The sequence below is a fragment of the Aeromonas sp. SG16 genome (genome assembly GCF_024436135.1).
Classification (GTDB): Bacteria; Pseudomonadota; Gammaproteobacteria; order Enterobacterales; family Aeromonadaceae; genus Aeromonas; species Aeromonas jandaei.
In genome coordinates this window covers 1,140,020-1,159,299 of sequence record NZ_JANFNW010000001.1, presented here as the reverse complement: position 1 = coordinate 1,159,299, position 19,280 = coordinate 1,140,020, and the positions used below count along the sequence as shown (strand labels likewise).

The 19,280-nt window shown below is 58.5% G+C and carries 17 protein-coding genes; 14 read left to right on the top strand and 3 right to left on the bottom strand.

Annotated elements, in window-relative coordinates; all coding sequences use genetic code 11:
- Positions 1–21: 21 nt before the first annotated feature.
- Positions 22–972 carry a thioredoxin-disulfide reductase gene (gene trxB, locus NOM67_RS05160; protein ID WP_041207482.1) on the bottom strand — a complete coding sequence of 317 codons (951 nt, stop codon included), beginning with the start codon at positions 970–972 and terminating at the stop codon, positions 22–24.
- A gap of 198 nt (positions 973–1,170) precedes the next feature.
- Positions 1,171–2,286: an alanine dehydrogenase gene (ald, locus tag NOM67_RS05155; RefSeq protein ID WP_041207483.1), complete on the bottom strand. Its 1,116-nt coding sequence runs from the start codon at positions 2,284–2,286 to the stop codon at positions 1,171–1,173.
- 150 nt (positions 2,287–2,436) lie between these two features.
- Between ald and lrp the strand changes: the two genes are divergently transcribed.
- From lrp to NOM67_RS05085, 14 genes are all read left to right on the top strand, one after another.
- The gene (gene lrp / locus NOM67_RS05150; RefSeq protein WP_005300047.1) at positions 2,437–2,928 is read left to right on the top strand and encodes a leucine-responsive transcriptional regulator Lrp; all 492 of its coding nucleotides are present in this window, start codon (positions 2,437–2,439) and stop codon (positions 2,926–2,928) included.
- Positions 2,929–3,130: 202 nt separating this feature from the next.
- Entirely contained in the window at positions 3,131–5,647 is a 2,517-nt protein-coding gene (locus NOM67_RS05145) for a DNA translocase FtsK (protein ID WP_255934394.1), read from the top strand.
- Positions 5,648–5,727: 80 nt separating this feature from the next.
- On the top strand, positions 5,728–6,336 hold the full coding sequence (gene lolA, locus NOM67_RS05140) for an outer membrane lipoprotein chaperone LolA (protein ID WP_033115213.1): 609 nt from the start codon (positions 5,728–5,730) through the stop codon (positions 6,334–6,336).
- On the top strand, positions 6,336–7,673 hold the full coding sequence (locus NOM67_RS05135) for a replication-associated recombination protein A (protein WP_033115172.1): 1,338 nt from the start codon (positions 6,336–6,338) through the stop codon (positions 7,671–7,673). Before lolA ends, NOM67_RS05135 begins: the two co-directional genes overlap by 1 nt.
- A 289-nt stretch (positions 7,674–7,962) precedes the next feature.
- Positions 7,963–9,258 (top strand): serine--tRNA ligase, encoded by a 1,296-nt coding sequence (gene serS / locus NOM67_RS05130; protein ID WP_017785405.1) that lies wholly within the window; start codon positions 7,963–7,965, stop codon positions 9,256–9,258.
- A 187-nt stretch (positions 9,259–9,445) separates the two neighbouring features.
- Positions 9,446–9,934 (top strand): CvpA family protein, encoded by a 489-nt coding sequence (locus tag NOM67_RS05125; RefSeq protein ID WP_033115174.1) that lies wholly within the window; start codon positions 9,446–9,448, stop codon positions 9,932–9,934.
- A 21-nt stretch (positions 9,935–9,955) separates the two neighbouring features.
- The gene (purF, locus tag NOM67_RS05120) at positions 9,956–11,476 is read left to right on the top strand and encodes an amidophosphoribosyltransferase (RefSeq protein ID WP_033115175.1); all 1,521 of its coding nucleotides are present in this window, start codon (positions 9,956–9,958) and stop codon (positions 11,474–11,476) included.
- Between the two features lie 195 nt (positions 11,477–11,671).
- The gene (locus tag NOM67_RS05115) at positions 11,672–12,430 is read left to right on the top strand and encodes a tRNA-(ms[2]io[6]A)-hydroxylase (protein WP_041207487.1); all 759 of its coding nucleotides are present in this window, start codon (positions 11,672–11,674) and stop codon (positions 12,428–12,430) included.
- A gap of 298 nt (positions 12,431–12,728) precedes the next feature.
- The gene (gene adk / locus NOM67_RS05110; protein WP_043851073.1) at positions 12,729–13,373 is read left to right on the top strand and encodes an adenylate kinase; all 645 of its coding nucleotides are present in this window, start codon (positions 12,729–12,731) and stop codon (positions 13,371–13,373) included.
- 98 nt (positions 13,374–13,471) lie between these two features.
- Complete coding sequence (gene hemH / locus NOM67_RS05105; RefSeq protein ID WP_255934385.1) at positions 13,472–14,446, top strand: ferrochelatase; 975 nt, start codon at positions 13,472–13,474, stop codon at positions 14,444–14,446.
- A gap of 34 nt (positions 14,447–14,480) precedes the next feature.
- Positions 14,481–14,873 (top strand): MAPEG family protein, encoded by a 393-nt coding sequence (locus tag NOM67_RS05100; protein ID WP_255934374.1) that lies wholly within the window; start codon positions 14,481–14,483, stop codon positions 14,871–14,873.
- Positions 14,874–15,061: 188 nt separating this feature from the next.
- The gene (locus tag NOM67_RS05095; protein WP_041207491.1) at positions 15,062–16,366 is read left to right on the top strand and encodes an inosine/guanosine kinase; all 1,305 of its coding nucleotides are present in this window, start codon (positions 15,062–15,064) and stop codon (positions 16,364–16,366) included.
- 180 nt (positions 16,367–16,546) lie between these two features.
- A complete protein-coding gene (locus NOM67_RS05090; protein ID WP_033115181.1) occupies positions 16,547–16,909 on the top strand; it encodes a DUF2750 domain-containing protein in 363 nt (120 codons plus the stop codon).
- Positions 16,910–17,083: 174 nt separating this feature from the next.
- Entirely contained in the window at positions 17,084–17,578 is a 495-nt protein-coding gene (locus NOM67_RS05085; protein ID WP_255934370.1) for a hypothetical protein, read from the top strand.
- Here NOM67_RS05085 and NOM67_RS05080 read toward each other — a convergent pair.
- On the bottom strand, positions 17,541–19,181 hold the full coding sequence (locus NOM67_RS05080) for an EAL domain-containing protein (protein WP_201908389.1): 1,641 nt from the start codon (positions 19,179–19,181) through the stop codon (positions 17,541–17,543). The two genes, NOM67_RS05085 and NOM67_RS05080, sit on opposite strands and share 38 nt — an antisense overlap.
- Positions 19,182–19,280: the final 99 nt, after the last annotated feature.

Genomic DNA, 19,280 nt, shown 5'->3' with positions numbered 1-19,280 from the left:
TTATATCACATATGCGCTTATTTATTGCGCATCGAGATAGCGTTCTGCATCGAGGGCCGCCATGCAGCCGGTACCGGCAGAGGTGATGGCCTGGCGGTAGTTGTGGTCAGCCACATCGCCGGCAGCGAAGACACCTTCAATGCTGGTCTGGGTAGCAAAACCGTCGAGGCCGCCACGTACTTTCAGATAGCCGTTTTGCATCTCCAGTTGGCCATCGAAGATCTGGGTGTTGGGCTGATGGCCGATGGCAATGAAGACGCCCATCAGCGGCAGCTCGCTGGTGCTGTTGTCCTGGGTGTTGCGCAGGCGCACACCGGTGACCCCCATCTGATCGCCCAGCACTTCGTCCAGGGTCTGGTGAGTGTGCAGCACGATGTTGCCGCTCTCGACCTTGTCGTGCAGACGCTTGATCAGGATTTTCTCGGCGCGGAACTCGTCGCGGCGGTGAATGAGGTGCACCTTTTTGGCGATGTTGGCCAGATAGAGCGCCTCTTCCACGGCAGTGTTGCCGCCGCCGATCACGGCCACTTCCTGATTGCGGTAGAAGAAACCGTCGCAGGTGGCGCAGGCGGAGACGCCGCGCCCCTTGAAGGCTTCTTCAGAAGGCAGGCCCAGATATTTGGCGGAGGCGCCGGTCGCGATGATCAGGGCATCGCAGGTGTATTCGCCGTTGTCGCCCTTGAGGCGGAACGGGCGCTGGGTCAGTTCGACGCTGTTGATGTGATCAAACAGAATGCGCGTATCGAACTTCTCTGCATGAGTTTTCATGCGCTCCATCAGGGCTGGGCCGGTCAGGCCTTCCGGATCGCCGGGCCAGTTCTCTACCTCGGTGGTGGTGGTCAGTTGGCCACCTTGCTGCATGCCGGTAATGAGCAGGGGATTGAGGTTGGCGCGGGCGGCGTAGACGGCTGCGGTGTAACCGGCCGGGCCGGAGCCCAGGATCAGCAGTTTGCTGTGAGTGACTTGGCTCATGATGTGATTTCCGAGACGTGATGAGTTTGCGCGATTGTAGGTAATTCGTGATCCGGGGTCAAAGGCCAGTGAGTCGATTGTTTCAATCGCCTTCCCGCATCAGCGCACGGTTTTGCCGAGCACTAAAAAAGAGATAAAAAAAACCGCCCATCGCGGGCGGATTTTCACTCATCTCCAACTGGCGCAGGCCAGAGCAGATCAGTTCAGCAGGGTCAGGGGATCCGTGTAGGCAAGGCCATGAGCCACGGCGACCTCCTTGCAGGTGAGCTTGCCCTCCATCACGTTGAGACCGTGCAGCAGGTTGGGGTCGCTCAGCAGCGCCTGACGATACCCTTGCTGGGCCAGCTTGATGATGAAGGGGAGGGTGGCGTTATTGAGTGCCACGGTCGAGGTTCGAGCCACAGCCCCCGGCATGTTGGCCACGCAGTAGTGCACCACATCATCGACGATGAAGGTGGGATCTTCGTGGGTGGTGGGGTGCGAGGTAGCTACGCAGCCACCCTGATCGATCGCCACATCGACGATAGCCGAGCCCGGCTTCATGCGCGCAATGTGGTCACGGCTGACAAGTTTTGGCGCAGTGGCGCCCGGTACCAGCACGCCGCCGATGACCAGATCGGCCGCCAGCAGATGGCGTTCCAGACTTTCGCTGTTGGAGTAGACCACTTTGGCCGCACCCTGAAACTCGTTGTCGAGACGGCGCAGGGTATCGACGTTGTTGTCGAGGATGGTCACGTCGGCGCGCATGCCGATGGCCATGCGGGCTGCGTTGGAGCCAACCACGCCACCACCGATGATCACCACCTTGGCCGGTTCGACACCGGGTACGCCGCCGAGCAGCATGCCGCTACCGCCACGGGATTTCTCCAGCGCCTGGGCGCCCGCCTGAATGGACATGCGACCCGCGACTTCCGACATGGGCGCCAGCAGGGGCAGACCGCCACGGCCGTCTGTGACGGTCTCATAGGCTATACAGATGGCACCACTTTTCAGCAATGCCTCGGTTTGTGGCAGATCCGGTGCCAGATGGAGGTAGGTAAACAGGGTCTGACCCGGTCGCAACATGGCACACTCGACAGGCTGGGGCTCCTTGACCTTGACGATCATCTCCGCCTTGGCGAAAACCTCGGCGGCAGAGGCCAAAATTTCGGCACCAGCAGCCGTATAATCTGCATCGCTAAAGCCAATGCCGTTTCCGGCACCGCTTTGGACGAAAACAGTATGGTTTCGTGCTGTCAGTTCACGTACACTGGCCGGAACCATGCCTACGCGATATTCATGGTTTTTTATCTCTTTAGGTACACCGATAATCATGCTATCCCTCGTCTATCGATTGGTGTTTCATGTTGCCAAAATGTTAACCAACATTTGCGCCTAGTATATTCAGGTATTGACAGGATTTGTGACCATAATTATAAAATGAATGGTGATTCTTACCAAAAAATAGCCAAAGGATGGAATAAAATGATGGAAGCTAAGAGTCGGCTAAAGGATTTGGACAGGATTGACCGCAACATTCTCAATGAACTGCAAAAGGATGGCAGGATCTCGAATGTTGAGTTGTCCAAACGAGTTGGCCTGAGTCCTACACCGTGTCTGGAACGGGTTCGTCGCCTCGAGCGACAAGGCTATATCGAAGGGTATGCCGCGATTCTGAACCCTCATTATCTGGATGCGTCCCTGCTGGTCTTTGTGGAAATTACCCTCAACCGCGGTGCCCCCGATGTGTTTGAACAGTTCAACAAGGCTGTTCAGGTGCTCGAGGAGATCCAGGAGTGCCATCTGGTCTCGGGTGATTTCGACTACCTGCTCAAGACCCGGGTAAGCGACATGTCGGCTTATCGCCGCCTGCTGGGTGAGACCCTGCTGCGCTTGCCGGGGGTTAATGACACCCGCACCTACGTGGTGATGGAGGAGGTCAAGCAGAGCAGCCGTCTGGTGATCAGCACCCGATAAAGCAGATTATGCCGTGGTATCTTTTCCATATGAGACACTGCGACAGTCAGAAACGAGCGGCCGGTCCGCTCGTTTCTTCTTGTAAAGATGATTGCAAATATGGCCCCGTCCCATCAGGCACAGGCTGACAATCGATGGGCTTTTCGGGGATACTAGGCCCCCTTATTTCCTGCATTACATGTTTTCAGAAAGGAGCCGGAGTTTGGCCGATAAAAAGCTGTTTACTCCTTTATCAGGTACACAACGGATCTTCGAAGCCGTCTTGATCGCCATCACCCTGATGGCCGCTTATCTTCTGCTTGCCCTGTTGTCCTATCATCCCGCCGATCCCGGTTGGTCCCAGACCTCGTGGGAAGGGGAGGTCAAGAACCTCGCCGGCAGCGCAGGCGCCTGGCTTGCCGATATCACCATGTTTACCTTTGGTGCTTTCTCCTATCTGGTTCCGCCGCTGGTGGTGCTGTTGGGCTGGAGTCTTTTCTGGCGGCCAAGCCGTCTGCTCGATGTGGATTACCTCACCCTCGGGGTTCGGATCATCGGCTTTATCCTGACCGTGCTCGGCATGTCGGCCATCGCCAGCATGAACTTCAACGATCTGCAGAACTTCTCCGCCGGTGGTCTGGTGGGGGATGTCATCGCCTCCGCCGTGGTACCGCTGTTTGGCGGTGTGGGTGCCAACCTGATGTTGCTCTGCTTCGTGGCGACCGGCATCACCCTGTTTACCGGTTGGTCCTGGCTCACCATCGTCGAGCGCATCGGTGCCGCCTGCACCGGCTCCGTCAGTGCCATCTACCACTTCCCGGGCACTCTGGGTCGCTGGTTGACCGGTGGCTGGCGTCAGCCTCGCGTTGAGGGACCGGATCCCCTGCTTGAAGGGGGCGTGGGCGCCATCGAACTCGATGAAGAGGATGAGGACGATCCCCACAGTAACTGGGGTCGCCGCGCCAAAGGCAAAAACCAGAAAGGCTCCAAAGAGGAGTGGTTGCCTGAACTGGACGACGACACCTTCGAGTTTGACCCGCAGTTTGATGATGAGGACGACGAACCCGCGCCGGTGGTCAAGGCCAAACGGCCAGCCCCTGCCAGCTCTCGTCGCCAGAGTGCCCTTGCTGTCGCCGATGATGAGGACGATGAAGATCTCGACCTGCCGTGGGCTGAGGGCGAGGATGCACCGGTTGCTCCTGTCGTCGCCATGCCGACCAAACCCAAGCGCCGCGTACAGGCCAACCTGCCACCGCTGCCGAGCCTCGAGCTGTTGGACCGTCCACCCGCCAAGACCCAGATGATGAGCAAGGATGAGCTGGATCGGATGGGCCGTCTGGTGGAGGCCAAGCTCGCCGATTACAACGTGCAGGCCAAGGTGGTCGGTGTCTATCCGGGCCCGGTTATCACCCGTTTTGAACTGGATCTGGCGCCAGGCATGAAGGCGAGCAAGATCACCAATCTGTCCCGCGATCTGGCCCGTTCTCTGTCGGCCAGCAGCGTGCGGGTCGTCGAGGTGATCCCGGGCAAAACCTATGTCGGTATCGAGCTGCCCAACCGGGTGCGCCAGACCGTCTACCTGCGCGAGACCCTCGACTGCGATGCGTTCCGCGATAGCCGCAACCCGCTCACCATGGGCCTGGGTCAGGACATCGCCGGCGAGCCGGTAGTCGTTAACCTCGCCAAGATGCCGCACCTGCTGGTGGCCGGTACCACGGGTTCAGGTAAGTCGGTGGGGGTGAACACCATGATCATCTCCATGCTCTACAAATCTTCGCCGGACGATCTGCGCTTCATCATGATCGACCCCAAGATGCTGGAATTGTCGGTCTACGAAGGGATCCCGCACCTCCTGACCGAGGTAGTGACCGACATGAAGGATGCCGCCAACGCCCTGCGCTGGTGTGTGGGCGAGATGGAGCGTCGCTACAAGCTGATGTCGGCAGTCGGGGTGCGCAACCTCAAAGGCTACAACGACAAAGTGCTGGCGGCTATCGAGGAGGGGGACCCCCTGCTGGATCCGCTGTGGCGTCCGGGCGACTCCATGGATCAGACGCCGCCGGAGCTGGAGAAGCTGCCTCATATCGTGGTGGTGGTGGACGAGTTTGCCGACATGATGATGATCGTCGGCAAGAAGGTGGAAGAGCTGATTGCCCGTATCGCCCAGAAAGCGCGGGCGGCCGGTATTCACCTTATCCTTGCGACCCAGCGTCCGTCGGTGGATGTCATCACCGGTCTTATCAAGGCCAACATCCCGACCCGTATCTCGTTCCAGGTGTCGAGCAAGATCGACTCCCGTACCATCATCGATCAGGGCGGCGCCGAATCTCTGCTCGGCATGGGCGACATGCTCTACATGCCGGCCGGTACTTCCAACCCGACCCGGGTACACGGCGCCTTTGTCGATGACCACGAGGTGCACAAGGTGGTGGCGGACTGGAAACTGCGCGGTGAGCCGAACTACATCGACGAGATCCTCTCCGGCGAATCTGGCGGTGAAGGTGGCAGCGGCGAATATGGCGGTAGTGACGATGAAGAGCTCGACCCCCTGTTTGACGAAGCGGTCGCCTTCGTGGTGGAGTCGCGCCGTGGCTCGACCTCCAGCGTGCAGCGCAAGTTCAAGATTGGTTACAACCGGGCGGCTCGTCTCATCGAGCAGATGGAAAATCAGGGCATTGTGAGCGCCCCGGGTGGCAACGGTCAGCGCGATGTGCTGGCTCCGCCGCCGGTGCGGGACTAAGGCCCACCCTTTTACTGTTATCCTGGCCATGCCCCTCACGGGTGTGGCCTTTTATCGAGATGGTCGTTATGAAAAGCATGATGAAAAAACAGCTGTTGATCGGATCCATGCTGCTGGTTGCCAGCAGCCAGGTGTGGGCTGACGCGGCCAGCGATCTCAAGCAGAAGCTGGCCAGTGTCAGCCTCTTCTCCGCCAAGTTCTCCCAGACTGTCTACGACAGCAAGGGCAAGGAGCTGCAGCGCGCCAGCGGCGATCTGGTAGTGCAGCGCCCCAACCATTTCAACTGGCATACCACGGCGCCTGACGAGAGCCTGATCGTGGCCGATGGCAAGGATGTCTGGGTATATGACCCCTTCGTCGAGCAGGTGACAGCCCTTAAATTGAAGGATGCGGTGCTCAATACCCCCTTCGTGCTCATCACCGGCAATGACGACAAGCTGTGGAAGAACTACGACGTGACCCAGCAGGGTGATGTCTACACAGTCACCAGCCGTGATCCGAGCGAGCTTATCGCCTCCTTCCGCGTCACCTTCGATCGCGACAACAACATCAGCCGCTTCGATGTGAAAGAGGCACAGGGGCAGTGGACCGAATTTACCCTCAATAACTTCAACCGCAAGCCGGTGCTCAAGGGTAACGAATTTGTCTTCAAGATCCCGAAGGGGGTCGAGCTGGATGATCAGCGCTGATGAGCAATCTCTCGCTGGATTTTTCGTCGGACTTTCGTCCGCTGGCGGCCCGGATGCGGCCGCAAAATCTCGACCAGTACATAGGTCAACAGCATATCCTGGGGCCTGACAAGCCCCTGCGCAAAGCGATCCTGGCGGGTCACTGCCACTCGATGATACTGTGGGGGCCACCCGGTACCGGCAAGACCACTCTGGCTGAGCTGATGGCTCACTACTGTCAGGCGGAAGTGGAGCGACTCTCGGCGGTCACCTCCGGTATCAAGGAGATCCGCGCCGCCATCGACAAGGCCAAAGAGAACAGCTGGCGCGGAGTGCGCACCATCCTCTTCGTGGATGAGGTACACCGCTTCAACAAGAGCCAGCAGGATGTGTTTCTGCCCCACATCGAAGATGGCACCATCACCTTCATCGGTGCTACCACCGAGAACCCTTCGTTCGAACTCAACAACGCGCTGCTCTCCCGGGCCCGGGTCTATCTGCTCAAGCGATTGGAGGAGGAGGATATCCTCGCCATGATCGATCAGGCGATGCAGGACCCCCGCGGTCTTAATGATCCGGCCCTTGCCTTTGCCCCCGGCGTCAAAGAGGCACTGGCCAAGGCGGTAGATGGCGACGGGCGCAAGTCCCTCAACTATCTGGAGCTGCTGGCTGACATGGCCGAGCTGGATGGCAGCGGCCACAAGCTTATCGACAGCGCGCTGCTCGCCGCCGTGGCGGGGGAACATGTGGCCCGCTTCGACAAGGGGGGGGATCACTTCTACGACCTCATCTCGGCGGTACACAAATCCATTCGCGGCTCGGCGCCGGATGCGGCGCTCTACTGGTATGCCCGTATGGTGAGTGCCGGCTGCGATCCGCTCTATATTGCCCGCCGCTTGCTGGCGATTGCCTCGGAAGATGTGGGCAATGCCGATCCGCGTGCCATGCAGGTGGCGCTATCTGCCTGGGATTGTTTCCACCGCATCGGACCGGCGGAAGGGGAGCGGGCCATCGCCCAGGCGATCGTCTACCTTGCCTGTGCGCCCAAGAGCAATGCGGTCTACACCGCCTGGAAGGCTGCGCTCAATGATGCCAAAAACCTGCCTGACTTCGAGGTGCCGGTGCACCTGCGCAATGCGCCGACCCGGCTGATGAGCGATCTGGGCTATGGCGCCGAGTATCGTTACGCCCACGACGAACCGGGTGCTTATGCCGCAGGCGAGGAGTATTTCCCGCCCGAGCTTGCCGGCAAGCAGTACTATCAGCCGACCGATCGTGGCCTTGAAAAGCAGATCGGCCAGAAGCTCGATTATCTGCATGAGCTCGATCGACAGAGCCCGCAAAAACGGGGCCGATAGTCCCCCACTTTGGCCAGCAGAATGAAAATTGGTCAGACACCGGAATAATTGGGGTGTTTGACCCCACAAGTTGGCAAAAACGACCCAAATAGTCCCTGTTCGGGCAGGGGGGCGGTCTGCTACACTGCCCCTCTGACCCCGTTGGTTTCGGCCTGATACCATCTTCTTGATTTCGAAGGCCTGACTCTCAAAACGACGGGGGCGCCAACCGATGTTAACTTCCGGATCTGTTTCCCAGCCCGTCATGATGACTCAGGCCCAGATCCCTTTTACAAAAAGTAGGTAACCCATGCTGGATCCCAAATATCTGCGCAGCGACATCGACGAAGCTGCCGCTCGTCTGGCGACACGTGGCTACGCTCTTGACGTAGCGGCTGTCAATGCTCTGGAAGAGAAGCGCAAGGATCTGCAGTCCCGTACTCAGGAGCTGCAGGCCGAGCGCAACGCCCGCTCCAAGTCCATCGGTGAGGCTGCCCGTCGCGGTGAAGATGTTGCTCCGCTCAAGGCTGAAGTAACCAAGATCAACGACGAGCTGGAGACCAGCAAGGTTGAGTTGGATGCTTTGCTGGCCGAGCTGAAAACCATTGCCGACGCCATCCCCAACCTGCCGAGCGAAACCACCCCGGTTGGTCGTGACGAAAACGACAACGTGGAAGTGCGTCGCTGGGGTACCCCGCGCCATTTCGACTTCCCGGTACGCGATCACATCGATCTGGGTGAAGCGGCCAAGGGCGTTGATTTCAAGAACGGCGTCAAGCTTTCCGGTTCCCGTTTCGTGGTGATGAAGGGCCAGATTGCCCGTCTGCACCGCGCCCTGGCCCAGTTCATGCTGGATCTGCACACCCTGCAGCACGGTTACACCGAGTGCTATGTGCCTTATCTGGTCAACCCGGACAGCCTGTACGGTACCGGCCAGCTGCCGAAGTTCTCCCAGGATCTGTTCAATACCGGTATTGACGGCGAAGGGGAAGAAGAGGGCAAGGTGCGCAAGTTCTCCCTGATCCCGACTTCCGAAGTGCCGCTCACCAACATGGCTCGCGACGAGATCTTCGAAGAGCAGGAACTGCCGATCAAGATGACCGCTCACAGCCCGTGCTTCCGTTCCGAAGCTGGCTCTTACGGTCGTGATACCCGTGGCCTCATCCGTATGCACCAGTTCGACAAGGTCGAAATGGTACAGCTGGTTCACCCGGAGAAATCCTGGGAAGCGCTGGAAGAGATGGTGGGTCACGCCGAGAAGGTGCTGCAACTGCTGGAGCTGCCGTATCGCGTGATGGCGCTCTCTACCGGTGACATGGGCTTCTGCGCTGCCAAGACCTACGATCTGGAAGTGTGGCTGCCGGCCCAGAACACCTACCGCGAGATCTCATCTGTCTCCAACTGCACCGACTTCCAGGCGCGCCGCATGCAGGCTCGCGTGCGTGTCGATGGCAAGCCGCAGCTCATTCACACCCTGAATGGCTCCGGTCTGGCTGTAGGCCGTACTCTGGTCGCCGTGATCGAGAACTACCAGCAGGCAGATGGCCGCATCGCCATCCCGGCTGCGCTGCAATCCTACATGGGCGGCCTGACCCACATCGGGTAAGCGCTCGTTGCAGACGACAACGCCATGGCCATGCCATGGCGTTGTGCATTCTGGCGCCGCTCAACCGTTTTTATCGTGAATAAATCTGCGTTTCCGGCGCCTCTTTGAACATGTAACACAATTTTATCAAGCATTGCGCAATCGTTTTTGTTAGACTGCGCCGCAATTTCGCAGGACATCTTTTTCTATGGTCTGGATTGATTACGCCATCATCGGCATCGTCGGTTTTTCTGCACTCATCAGCCTGGTGCGCGGCTTCGTCAAAGAGGCCATGTCTCTCGTCACCTGGTTCGTTGCCTTCTTTATTGCCAGCCACTTCTATCCTGATCTCGCCGCCTATTTTACCTCTTTCTCCGATGCGCTGGTGCGCAACGGTCTGGCCATCGCGGCCTTGTTCGTGGCAACCCTGATCCTGGGCAGCGTGGTGAACTACGTGGTGGGTCTGCTGGTGGACAAGACGGGGCTCTCCGGTACCGATCGGGTGCTCGGGGTCTGCTTCGGTGCGATTCGCGGGGTACTGATCGTCAGTGCCCTGCTTTTTTTCATGGATACCTTCACCAGCCTCTCCCAGAGCGACTGGTGGGCGGCATCCAAGCTGGTGCCGGAGTTCAAGCCGGTGATCCAGTGGTTTTTCGGGTTCATGCTGAACTCTTCGAGTTTTCTTAAACAGGTATAGCGACTTCGAGGTAGCAAATACATGTGTGGTATTGTCGGTATAGTAGGCACCACTCCCGTCAATCAGGCCCTCTACGACGCCTTGACGGTGTTGCAGCACAGGGGACAGGATGCCGCCGGGATTGTGACCATTGACAGTGGGAACTTCCGGCAACGCAAGGCCAATGGCCTGGTCAAGGACGTGTTTGAAGTGCGCCACATGCAGCGCCTGCAAGGGAACATCGGCATCGGTCATGTCAGATATCCCACCGCAGGCAGCTCCAGTGCCGCAGAAGCCCAACCTTTTTATGTCAACTCTCCTTACGGGATCGTGCTTGCCCACAACGGCAACCTGACCAACGCCAAGGAGCTCAAGGAGCAGCAGTTCCGTGTCGCGCGCCGTCACATCAACACCACTTCGGACTCCGAAGTGCTGCTGAACGTGCTGGCTCACGAGCTGGACCGCTGTGACAAGATGGCGCTGGCGCCCGCGGACATCTTCGCTGCGGTGCGCAAGACCCATCAGCAGATCCGCGGTGCCTATGCCGTGGTGGCGCTGGTGATTGGCCACGGCCTCATCGGGTTCCGTGATCCCAACGGCATTCGCCCGCTGGTCCTCGGCCGTCGTCAGGATGAGCAGGGGCAGGTGGAGTACATGCTCGCCTCCGAGAGCGTGGCGCTCGATGCCATCGGTTTCGAGACGGTGCGTGACATCGCGCCGGGTGAGGCCATCTACATCACCGAGCAGGGCCAGCTCTTCTCCGAGCAGTGTGCGGAGAACCCGCAGATGAGCTCGTGCATCTTCGAATATGTCTATTTTGCCCGTCCCGATTCGTGCATTGACAAGGTGTCGGTCTACGCCGCCCGTCTCAATATGGGTCGCAAGCTGGGTCAGAAGATTGCCCGCGAGTGGGAAGATCTCGATGTGGACGTGGTCATTCCCATCCCCGAGACCTCCTGCGACGTGGCGCTGGAGATCGCCCACACCCTGGATCTGCCGTACCGTCAGGGCTTCGTGAAAAACCGCTATATCGGCCGCACCTTCATCATGCCGGGCCAGACCCAGCGCAAGAAGTCGGTACGCCGCAAGCTCAACGCCATCAGCTCCGAGTTCAAGGGCAAGAAGGTGTTGCTGGTGGATGACTCCATCGTTCGGGGTACCACCTCGGAACAGATTATCCAGATGGCCCGTGAAGCAGGGGCTGCCAAGGTTTACTTCGCCTCGGCTGCGCCGGAAATTCGCTTTCCCAACGTCTATGGCATCGATATGCCTACCGCCAACGAGTTGATCGCACACGGCCGCGAAGTGGAAGAGGTGTGCAAGCTTATTGGCGCTGATGGCCTCATCTTCCAGGATCTGGAAGATCTGGAAGCGGCGGTGCGGGAGATCAACCCCGAGCTGCGCCACTTCGAGACCTCGGTGTTCAACGGCCACTATGTCACCTCCGATGTGGATCAATCTTACCTTGATCACCTCAATGCCCTGCGCAGCGACGACAGCAAGGCAGTGCGCGAGTGGCAGGAAGGGACCAGCAATCTGGAAATTTTTAACGAAGGAAGTTAAACGTTTTCCTTCTAACTGGTTTGCATAACGCAATGGGAGCCTTGGCTCCCATTGTTGTTTTTGCTGGGAGATGGCGAAAGGGGAGAGATGGCATCTGTTTGAAAAAACAGCGCTTATTTTGCCAGATATGGGCATGAACCGGTTGATCCGCTAGCATAGGGCCACTTTTCTCATACGCCTTTAACGAGAGTTCAGATGGATGATCTGCTAGCCCCCGTGCGCCAGTTCTTGCAGTGCGAAACCCCTGACGAGTGGGTGGAGATGGCGCGGGATCCGGCCCGTTTGCCAACCCTGCTTATCGATCACGCCAACTGTGAAACCAAGGCTGCACTCACCGCCCACAGTCTGGTGCGTCGCTACTGCCTGCCCAAGGGAAAGCGTCATCTGCTGCCCAAACTGGAGTTCTATCGCGAGCTGGACGCCATTCCGGAGAAGGCCGAGATCCTGGGCAAGCGTACCATGGGCGAGTCTGATCGCTCGGTCTTTGCCGAGCTTGAGCGCAATCCGCTGCTGTTTCCCATGGTGCGGCTCATTCAGGAGGAGTTGCACCACTTCGAGCAGGTGCTGGAGATCATGCAGGCCCGCGGCATCGAATATGGCCCGGTCACCGCTTCTCGCTATGCCCGGCAACTGATGCAGCATGTGCGCACCCATGAGCCCGCCACCATCGTCGACAAGATGATCATCGGTGCCTATATCGAGGCGCGCTCCTGCGAGCGTTTTGCCAAGCTTGCCCCCCATCTGGATGAGGAGCTGGGGCGCTTCTACGTCTCCCTGCTGCGCTCCGAGGCGCGCCACTATCAGGATTACCTCGCGCTGGCCGAGCAGTATGCGGGGGAGGACATCAGCGAGCGGGTCGCCTACTTTGGCAAGCTGGAAGCCGAGCTTATCTCCTCGCCAGACCCCCAGTTCCGGTTTCATAGCGGCCTCCCTGTCACATCTGACAGTTGTTGACGCACAGGGGGAAAACTACTATTGCCCTGTTCCTACTACGAGCGACAAGTAGTTACTTTTGAGCGCAATTCCCGGCCTTGAGCCGGGATTTTTTTATCCCTGCCGTCAGCTTGTTGTCAGCACTTCTGTTGAATTTTCACTCACTTTTCCCGTGCGCCTGCCAATTTGTGTGGCGTCGTGTCCCTGTTTTTTATGGTGATAAAGTGGCCATTCAGGCGGCGCGAGCTTGTAGAAACGGGCGAAACCGTGTACTTTTTTGCCTTCGCAAGATTTGAATAACCAATCAATAGGAGCGTGTATGCGCATTGTTCTGTTGGGGGCTCCGGGCGCCGGCAAAGGTACCCAGGCTCAGTTCATCATGGAAAAACACGGTATTCCCCAGATCTCCACCGGCGACATGCTGCGTGCGGCGATCAAAGCGGGCACCGAGCTCGGTCTGAAGGCCAAAGCCGTGATGGACGCAGGTCAGCTGGTCTCTGACGACATCATTATCGGTCTGGTCAAGGAGCGCATTGCTCAGCCGGATTGTGCCAAAGGCTTCCTGTTGGACGGTTTCCCGCGCACTATTCCCCAGGCGCAAGCCATGAAGGACGCCGGCGTCAAGGTTGATTTCGTGCTGGAGTTCGATGTGCCGGACGAAGAGATCGTCAAGCGCATGAGCGGCCGTCGCGTTCACTCCGGCTCTGGCCGTACCTACCACGTGGTGTTCAACCCGCCGAAAGTGGAAGGTAAAGATGACGTGACCGGCGAAGATCTAGTGATCCGTGCCGACGACGAAGAGACCACAGTGCGCAAGCGTCTGGATGTATACCATCAGCAGACTGCTCCGCTCATCGGCTTCTATGGCAAAGAGGCGGAAGCGGGCAATACCCGTTACGTCAAGATCGATGGCACCCAGCCGGTTGATCTGGTCAGCAAGCAGCTTGCCACCATTCTGGGCTAAGCGTTACTGCCGGCACAGTCCCCTGGGCCATCAGGCAAATGATAAAAAGGGCCCAGCGGGCCCTTTTTTGCATCATGACAGATAGACAGGAAGCCAATGTGACCACGAAAACCGGAATCTTGCTGGTCAATCTGGGTACCCCAGCCGCCCCCACCACCGCCGCCGTCAAAGCGTTTCTCAGCCAGTTTCTGCACGATCCCCGGGTCGTCGATCTGCCACGCTACCTCTGGTGCCCGTTGCTCCACTTCATCATTCTGCCAACCCGCTCTCCCAAGGTGGCCAAGCTCTATCAGCAGGTGTGGACCGAGCAGGGCTCGCCACTGATGGTGATCAGTAAACAGCAGCGGGCTGCGCTGGAGCAGGAGCTCAAGCGTGAAGGGGTCGATGTACCGGTCGAGCTTGCCATGACCTATGGTTCTCCTTCGCTGGAGGAGGGGTGGCAGGCACTCAGGGCCAAGGGGGTCAACCGGGTGATCCTGTTGCCGCTCTATCCGCAATATTCGGTCAGTACCACGGCATCCGTGTTCGATGCCTGGGGCCGGGCGATGAAGCATGAGCGCAACCTGCCCGTGGTGCGGCTCATTCGCGATTACCATGCCCACCCCGAATACATTCAGGCGCTGGCGATGAGCGTGCGTCGTCACTGGGAGCAGCATGGCCGGGGTGAACATCTGTTGATGTCGTTTCACGGTATCCCCGAGCGCTACGAGCAGGAGGGCGATCCCTACGGTCATCAGTGCCGCCATACCGCATCTCTGTTGGCCGATGCGCTCGGGCTGGAGGCGGGGCAGTGGACCGCCAGTTTCCAGTCGCGCTTTGGCAAGGAGGAGTGGCTCAAGCCCTATACCGATGAGACGGTGGGTGGCATGCCTGCCCGAGGCATCAAGCGACTCGATGTGATCTGCCCGGCCTTTGCCGCCGATTGCCTCGAAACGCTGGAGGAGATCCAGGTGCAGAACAAGGAGATCTTCCTGACTGCCGGTGGCGAGGAGTTTGGCTATATTCCGGCGCTCAACAGCGATCAGGCCCATATCAGGATGATGGTCTCGCTCATTTGCCGTGAATTGGCATGAGTGACCGACAGTCAGTTAAACAAGGAGTCGAGTCATGGTACATATCACGCTGATCTACGCAGGCTTGCTGGGGCTGCTGTTTCTGGGGCTCTCCGCCTGGGTGGTCAGACGCCGCGCCCAGTTCGGGGTGATGATAGGGCAGGGGGAGGCCCCTGAGTTGTTGGCGGCGATCCGGGCCCACGGCAACTTTGCCGAGTACGTACCGCTGACCCTGTTGCTGATGGCTCTGAGTGAAATGACCGGTGCCAGCGCACTCTTGCTGCATGCCGGCGGCATCATGCTGCTGGCAGGTCGCGTACTGCATGCCATTGGCATCCAGATCCCGCGAGCACCCAATGTGCCCCGCTTCGTTGGCACCTTGCTGTTCTGGCTATCTCTCGGGCTGTTCTCCGGGTTGACCCTTTTTCACGGCTTGATCAACGGGTGAATACTCCCTCTGGATCGCATGTCAAAAACCACCCGCTTTCGGGTGGTTTTTTTGTGGTTAAAGGGCAAACGTTTTTCCTCGCAACCCTTGTCTATACTGTCTCCATTATTTAAACAGAGCGACTTTTCGGTGCGACAGATTGTGTTAAAATCCCGCCCCTCTTTCCCCCAGAGCACAAGAACATTGCCATGAAATTTCCCGGTCAGCGCAAGTCCAAACACTACTTTCCTGTGGATCGTCGTGATCCCCTCATCTCCCAGAGTGCGGTGCTTTCGGAGCGGGGCAAGGCCTATGTGGTCGGGATTGACCAGACGCTGGTCGACATCGAAGCCCATGTCGATCTGGCGTTTCTCGAGCGTTATGGCCTGAGCCGTGGCCACTCCATGCTCATCTCCGATGAAGTGGCCGAGCAGATCTACGACGAGCTCAAGAGCAACAACATGGTAGTGAGCGAATTTGCCGGTGGTACCATCGGCAACACCATGCACAACTACTCGGTGCTGGCTGATTCCCACTCCATCCTGCTTGGCGTCATGAGCCAGGATATCCGCATCGGCAGCTACGCCTATCGTTACCTCTGCAATACCTCCTCTCGCGTCAACCTCGACTACTTGCAGCCGGTAGATGGCCCGGTCGGTCGCTGCTTTACCTTCATCACCGAAGGGGGCGAGCGCAGCTTTGGCATCAACGCCGGCAAGATGGATCATCTCGATGTAGAGCACATCCCTGAAGAGATCATCAAGGAGTCCTCCGCGCTGGTCATCACCGCCTATCTGGTGCGCGGTGAAGATGGCACTCCCATGAAAGAGGCCGCCATGGCCGCTGTGCGTTATGCCCGCGAGGCCGGTGTGCCGGTGGTGCTGACTTTGGGTACCCGTTTTGTCATCGAGTCAGACCCCCAGTGGTGGCGTGACTTCATCAGCGAAAACGTCACCGTGCTCGCCATGAACGAGGAGGAGGGCGAGGCCCTGACCGGTTTCTCCGATCCGCTGGCCGCAGCCGACAAGGCGCTTGACTGGGCTGACATGGTGCTCTGTACCGCCGGTCCGGTGGGGCTCTATATGGCTGCCTACACCGAAGATGACTTCAAGCGCGAGACCACCTTACCGCTGCTGCCCGGGGTTATTCCCGAGTTCAACATGTACGAGTTCAGCCGCCCCATGGCGCGCGCCAAGTGCCGCAAGCCGGTGCGGATCTACTCCCATATCTCTCCCTACATGGGCGGGCCGGAGAAGATCAAGAACACCAACGGGGCAGGGGATGGCGCGCTTTCCGCCGTGCTGCACGACATGGTGGCCAACTCCTATCACCGGATGAATGTGCCCAACTCTGCCAAGCACATCTCCGAGTTCCTCACCTACTCTTCACTCTCCCAGGTGTGCAAGTACGCCAACCGGGTGAGTTATGAGGTGCTGGCCCAGAGCAGCCCGCGTCTCTCTCGCGGTCTTCCGGAGAAAGAGGACAGTCTGGAAGAGGTTTACTGGGAGCGTTGATCCCGAATTGTTGCAAAACACCGCCATTGGCAGACGTTTTGACGTGAAAAGGGGCCTTCAGGCCCCTTTTTTCCATCAATAACCCCAATATGCTTGAGTCCATGTCGCTTTTGCGACACCATTTGGCCACCGCATTGCCGGCCGGCAATGCCGCCGCACCTGAGAAAATGAGAGAGCCCCATGAGCATGCTTACCGAGAACCTTGACGCCAATTTCCAACTTTTTATCGAACAAGTCCGCGAGTCGGGTCAGGTGTGGGGCCTGCGCTATGGTGAGGACTGGGTGGTCTGCCGCTCTGCCGAGTTTGAAGATGCCGACGTCATGCCGCTCTGGTCTGCCGAAGAAGATGCCCGTCTGCATTGCGTGGACGAGTGGGCCGACTACGAGCCGGAAGTGATCGATCTGGAAGAGTTTCTCGATATCTGGATCAACGATCTGGATGAAGACGATGTGCTGGTCGGCCCGAACTGGAACGCCGATCTGGAAGGTCAGGAGCTCGAACCGATTGAGCTGGCCAAAGCGCTGGTTGAACTGGACGCCTGAAAGCGCCTCCACTGATGCACTGAGCGTACAGGGCAGCAAGCTAGAGACCGGTATTCGTGAGAATACCGGTCTTTTTTTATGGTCGAATGGCTGCATTGATGAGTTAAATGCCAATTTGCCTTTGCACCTCGCCGGGGGATGGTCCATCATCAACCTTTTGCCATGGGGGGCGCCATGTTTCTATTCGATGTCGCAGGTGCGACGGGAGGACGGGCCAGCATCCGCATTCAGGCGCTGGACTGGGCACAATCCGGGCCGGTCATTTTCCAGTGTGACGATGATGCACTGGCGGTCGTGCTGCTGAGCGGCTGTCGCTGCGATTCGGTCGGCTTCTTCAATCTGCTGGCTGGCTGCAAACCGCTCTATGTCGAGCAGTGGCTTGCCTATCTGCAAGAGAGTGGCCGTATCGACAAGTGGAGTTTCCAGACCGAAAGCCCGGCCGACAGCCACTATCTGGCAAGAGCCGGTCTGGATAATGAGGAGTTGAATACCCTGCTGGCACAGGTTTATCAGGTGGCGGGGTTCAATCGCCTGCAGATCAATCGTTACCTCAAGAACCGCCACAACCCCACCACCCTGGCTACCCGTTACGATCAGAAAGAGCTGGAGCGTTACCGCCAGCTCAACGAGATCATTCTGACTCTGTTGAAGTTGAAACATCCTCAGTAAAGAGACCAAGCTGGCTGATATCCGGTCGCAAAGGTTGCGGCCGGGCGATCAGGTAGCCTTGCAGTCCATCGACATACATTCCCTGCAGCAGCTGCTTCTGGCCCAGCTGCTCAACCCCCTCGGCAATCACCTGGCACCCCATCCGGTGCGATACATCGACAATCATCCGCACAAATTGCTGGTTGGTCTGATCCTGCTCCAGTCCGGTGATGAGCGCGGGGTCGAGCTTGATGTAGTCAGGTTTCAGTTCGCGAAACAGGGTGAATGAGCCGATCCCCTTGCCGAAGTTGGCGATGGCCGAGCGGCTGCCATTGCGCCTGAGCAGTTCAAACACCCGCTTGGCGCCGGTCAGGTTGCGCTCCAGATGCTCCTCGTCGAGTTCAAACACCAGATTGGCGCTGGTATTGGGATCCTTGAGCAGCTGGCGGTCAAGCCAGATCAGGAAGGCGCTGTTTTGCAGCAGGTTGGATGAGAGATTGATCCCCCAGCGACTCTGGTTGGAGCCAAATGCCCGGTACTGGCGCATGATGTGGGTGATGACCAGCTGCTCCAGTCGCATCACCATATCCAGCCGCTGTGCCATGGCAAAGAGGGTATCGGTGGGCAGCGCCGTGCCATCGCTGCCAGCAAAGCGGGTATAGATCTCATTGTAGGCCAGCATGCTGCGATGCAGCGGCTGGATTGGCTGATAGGTAAAGCCGAGCCGCTCCTGCGCCAGCACCTCGGTCAGTACGTCGCGCCAGTGTTGCTGGCCCTGCATGTCGGAGACATTGTCATCCTGCTGAATGGCCCAGCCATTGATGGTTTCGGTCTGGGCGCGGGCCAGTGCCAGATCGGCTCGGGCTAACACAGCCTCGATTTTCTGGCCGCTGCTGAGCTTGGTCAGCCCGGAGTAACCGGTACTCTCCAGCTCGTGTTGCTCCTGATAGTGATCGAAGGCGACTTTCAGATCCTGCCCCAACAGGTGAGGGGGAATATTGGCAGCCGGTTGCACCAGCACCGCGAAGTCTGCCCCCGAGATGCGATAGACCTGATTGCCGGGAAACCGGCTGACCACCCGCTTGATGAGCGCAGCCATGTCCTTGATGTAGGCATCCCCCGATTGAAAACCCCGCTGGGCGTTGATCTTGCCAAGCTCGGTGGCGCGCACCAGCACCAGCGTCGCGGTCTGGGTATCCTGATCCCGCTGCAGCAGCTCCGTCATGTCGCGGCGAAAGGCGTGGCGGTTGAGCAGCTGGGTCAGCTCGTCGGTGGTGGCCAGATTGCTCAGCTCGGTGAGTTGGCGATGGACGTGCTGCTCGGCGCTTTCAAACTGCTCCAGCAACTGTTGCAGCGCTTCTTGCGACCGGGGAGCTTCCAGTAACTGCGGATCCCGGCTGCGCAGTGCTTTTATCCAGAGCTGTTCCTGATGTTGCTGAATGCCGCCAAGGGTGCGCAGAGCCAGCATCAGCAGTAGGGCCATGCCGATAAGCGTGGTGCCCAGAATCAGAACGAGCGTCAGCGGAGTGCTCTGCATAGCCAGCCAAACCCCTTGCAGAAGCAATAGAGGTATGGCCACTATGATGGCGATCAAAACGAGAGGGCGTCCGAGCTTGTGAACCATCTTGTCATCCTTGAAGTGGCTGCTTTATGAGGAAATTTTAACCAAGCTTACCAAGCAAAACATGTTATGACTCGCAACTCGGATAAAAGGGCCAATTGA

Excerpts from the sequence above, each read along its gene's own strand:
- purF (WP_033115175.1), top strand. The coding sequence starts at position 9,956 with ATGTGTGGTATTGTCGGTATAGTAGGCACCACTCCCGTCAATCAGGCC.
- serS (WP_017785405.1), top strand. The coding sequence starts at position 7,963 with ATGCTGGATCCCAAATATCTGCGCAGCGACATCGACGAAGCTGCCGCT.
- NOM67_RS05090 (WP_033115181.1), top strand. The coding sequence starts at position 16,547 with ATGAGCATGCTTACCGAGAACCTTGACGCCAATTTCCAACTTTTTATC.
- NOM67_RS05095 (WP_041207491.1), top strand. The coding sequence starts at position 15,062 with ATGAAATTTCCCGGTCAGCGCAAGTCCAAACACTACTTTCCTGTGGAT.
- lrp (WP_005300047.1), top strand. The coding sequence starts at position 2,437 with ATGATGGAAGCTAAGAGTCGGCTAAAGGATTTGGACAGGATTGACCGC.
- NOM67_RS05125 (WP_033115174.1), top strand. The coding sequence starts at position 9,446 with ATGGTCTGGATTGATTACGCCATCATCGGCATCGTCGGTTTTTCTGCA.
- NOM67_RS05115 (WP_041207487.1), top strand. The coding sequence starts at position 11,672 with ATGGATGATCTGCTAGCCCCCGTGCGCCAGTTCTTGCAGTGCGAAACC.
- NOM67_RS05080 (WP_201908389.1), bottom strand. The coding sequence starts at position 19,181 with ATGGTTCACAAGCTCGGACGCCCTCTCGTTTTGATCGCCATCATAGTG.
- trxB (WP_041207482.1), bottom strand. The coding sequence starts at position 972 with ATGAGCCAAGTCACTCACAGCAAACTGCTGATCCTGGGCTCCGGCCCG.
- ald (WP_041207483.1), bottom strand. The coding sequence starts at position 2,286 with ATGATTATCGGTGTACCTAAAGAGATAAAAAACCATGAATATCGCGTA.
- lolA (WP_033115213.1), top strand. The coding sequence starts at position 5,728 with ATGAAAAAACAGCTGTTGATCGGATCCATGCTGCTGGTTGCCAGCAGC.
- NOM67_RS05085 (WP_255934370.1), top strand. The coding sequence starts at position 17,084 with ATGTTTCTATTCGATGTCGCAGGTGCGACGGGAGGACGGGCCAGCATC.
- NOM67_RS05100 (WP_255934374.1), top strand. The coding sequence starts at position 14,481 with ATGGTACATATCACGCTGATCTACGCAGGCTTGCTGGGGCTGCTGTTT.
- adk (WP_043851073.1), top strand. The coding sequence starts at position 12,729 with ATGCGCATTGTTCTGTTGGGGGCTCCGGGCGCCGGCAAAGGTACCCAG.
- NOM67_RS05135 (WP_033115172.1), top strand. The coding sequence starts at position 6,336 with ATGAGCAATCTCTCGCTGGATTTTTCGTCGGACTTTCGTCCGCTGGCG.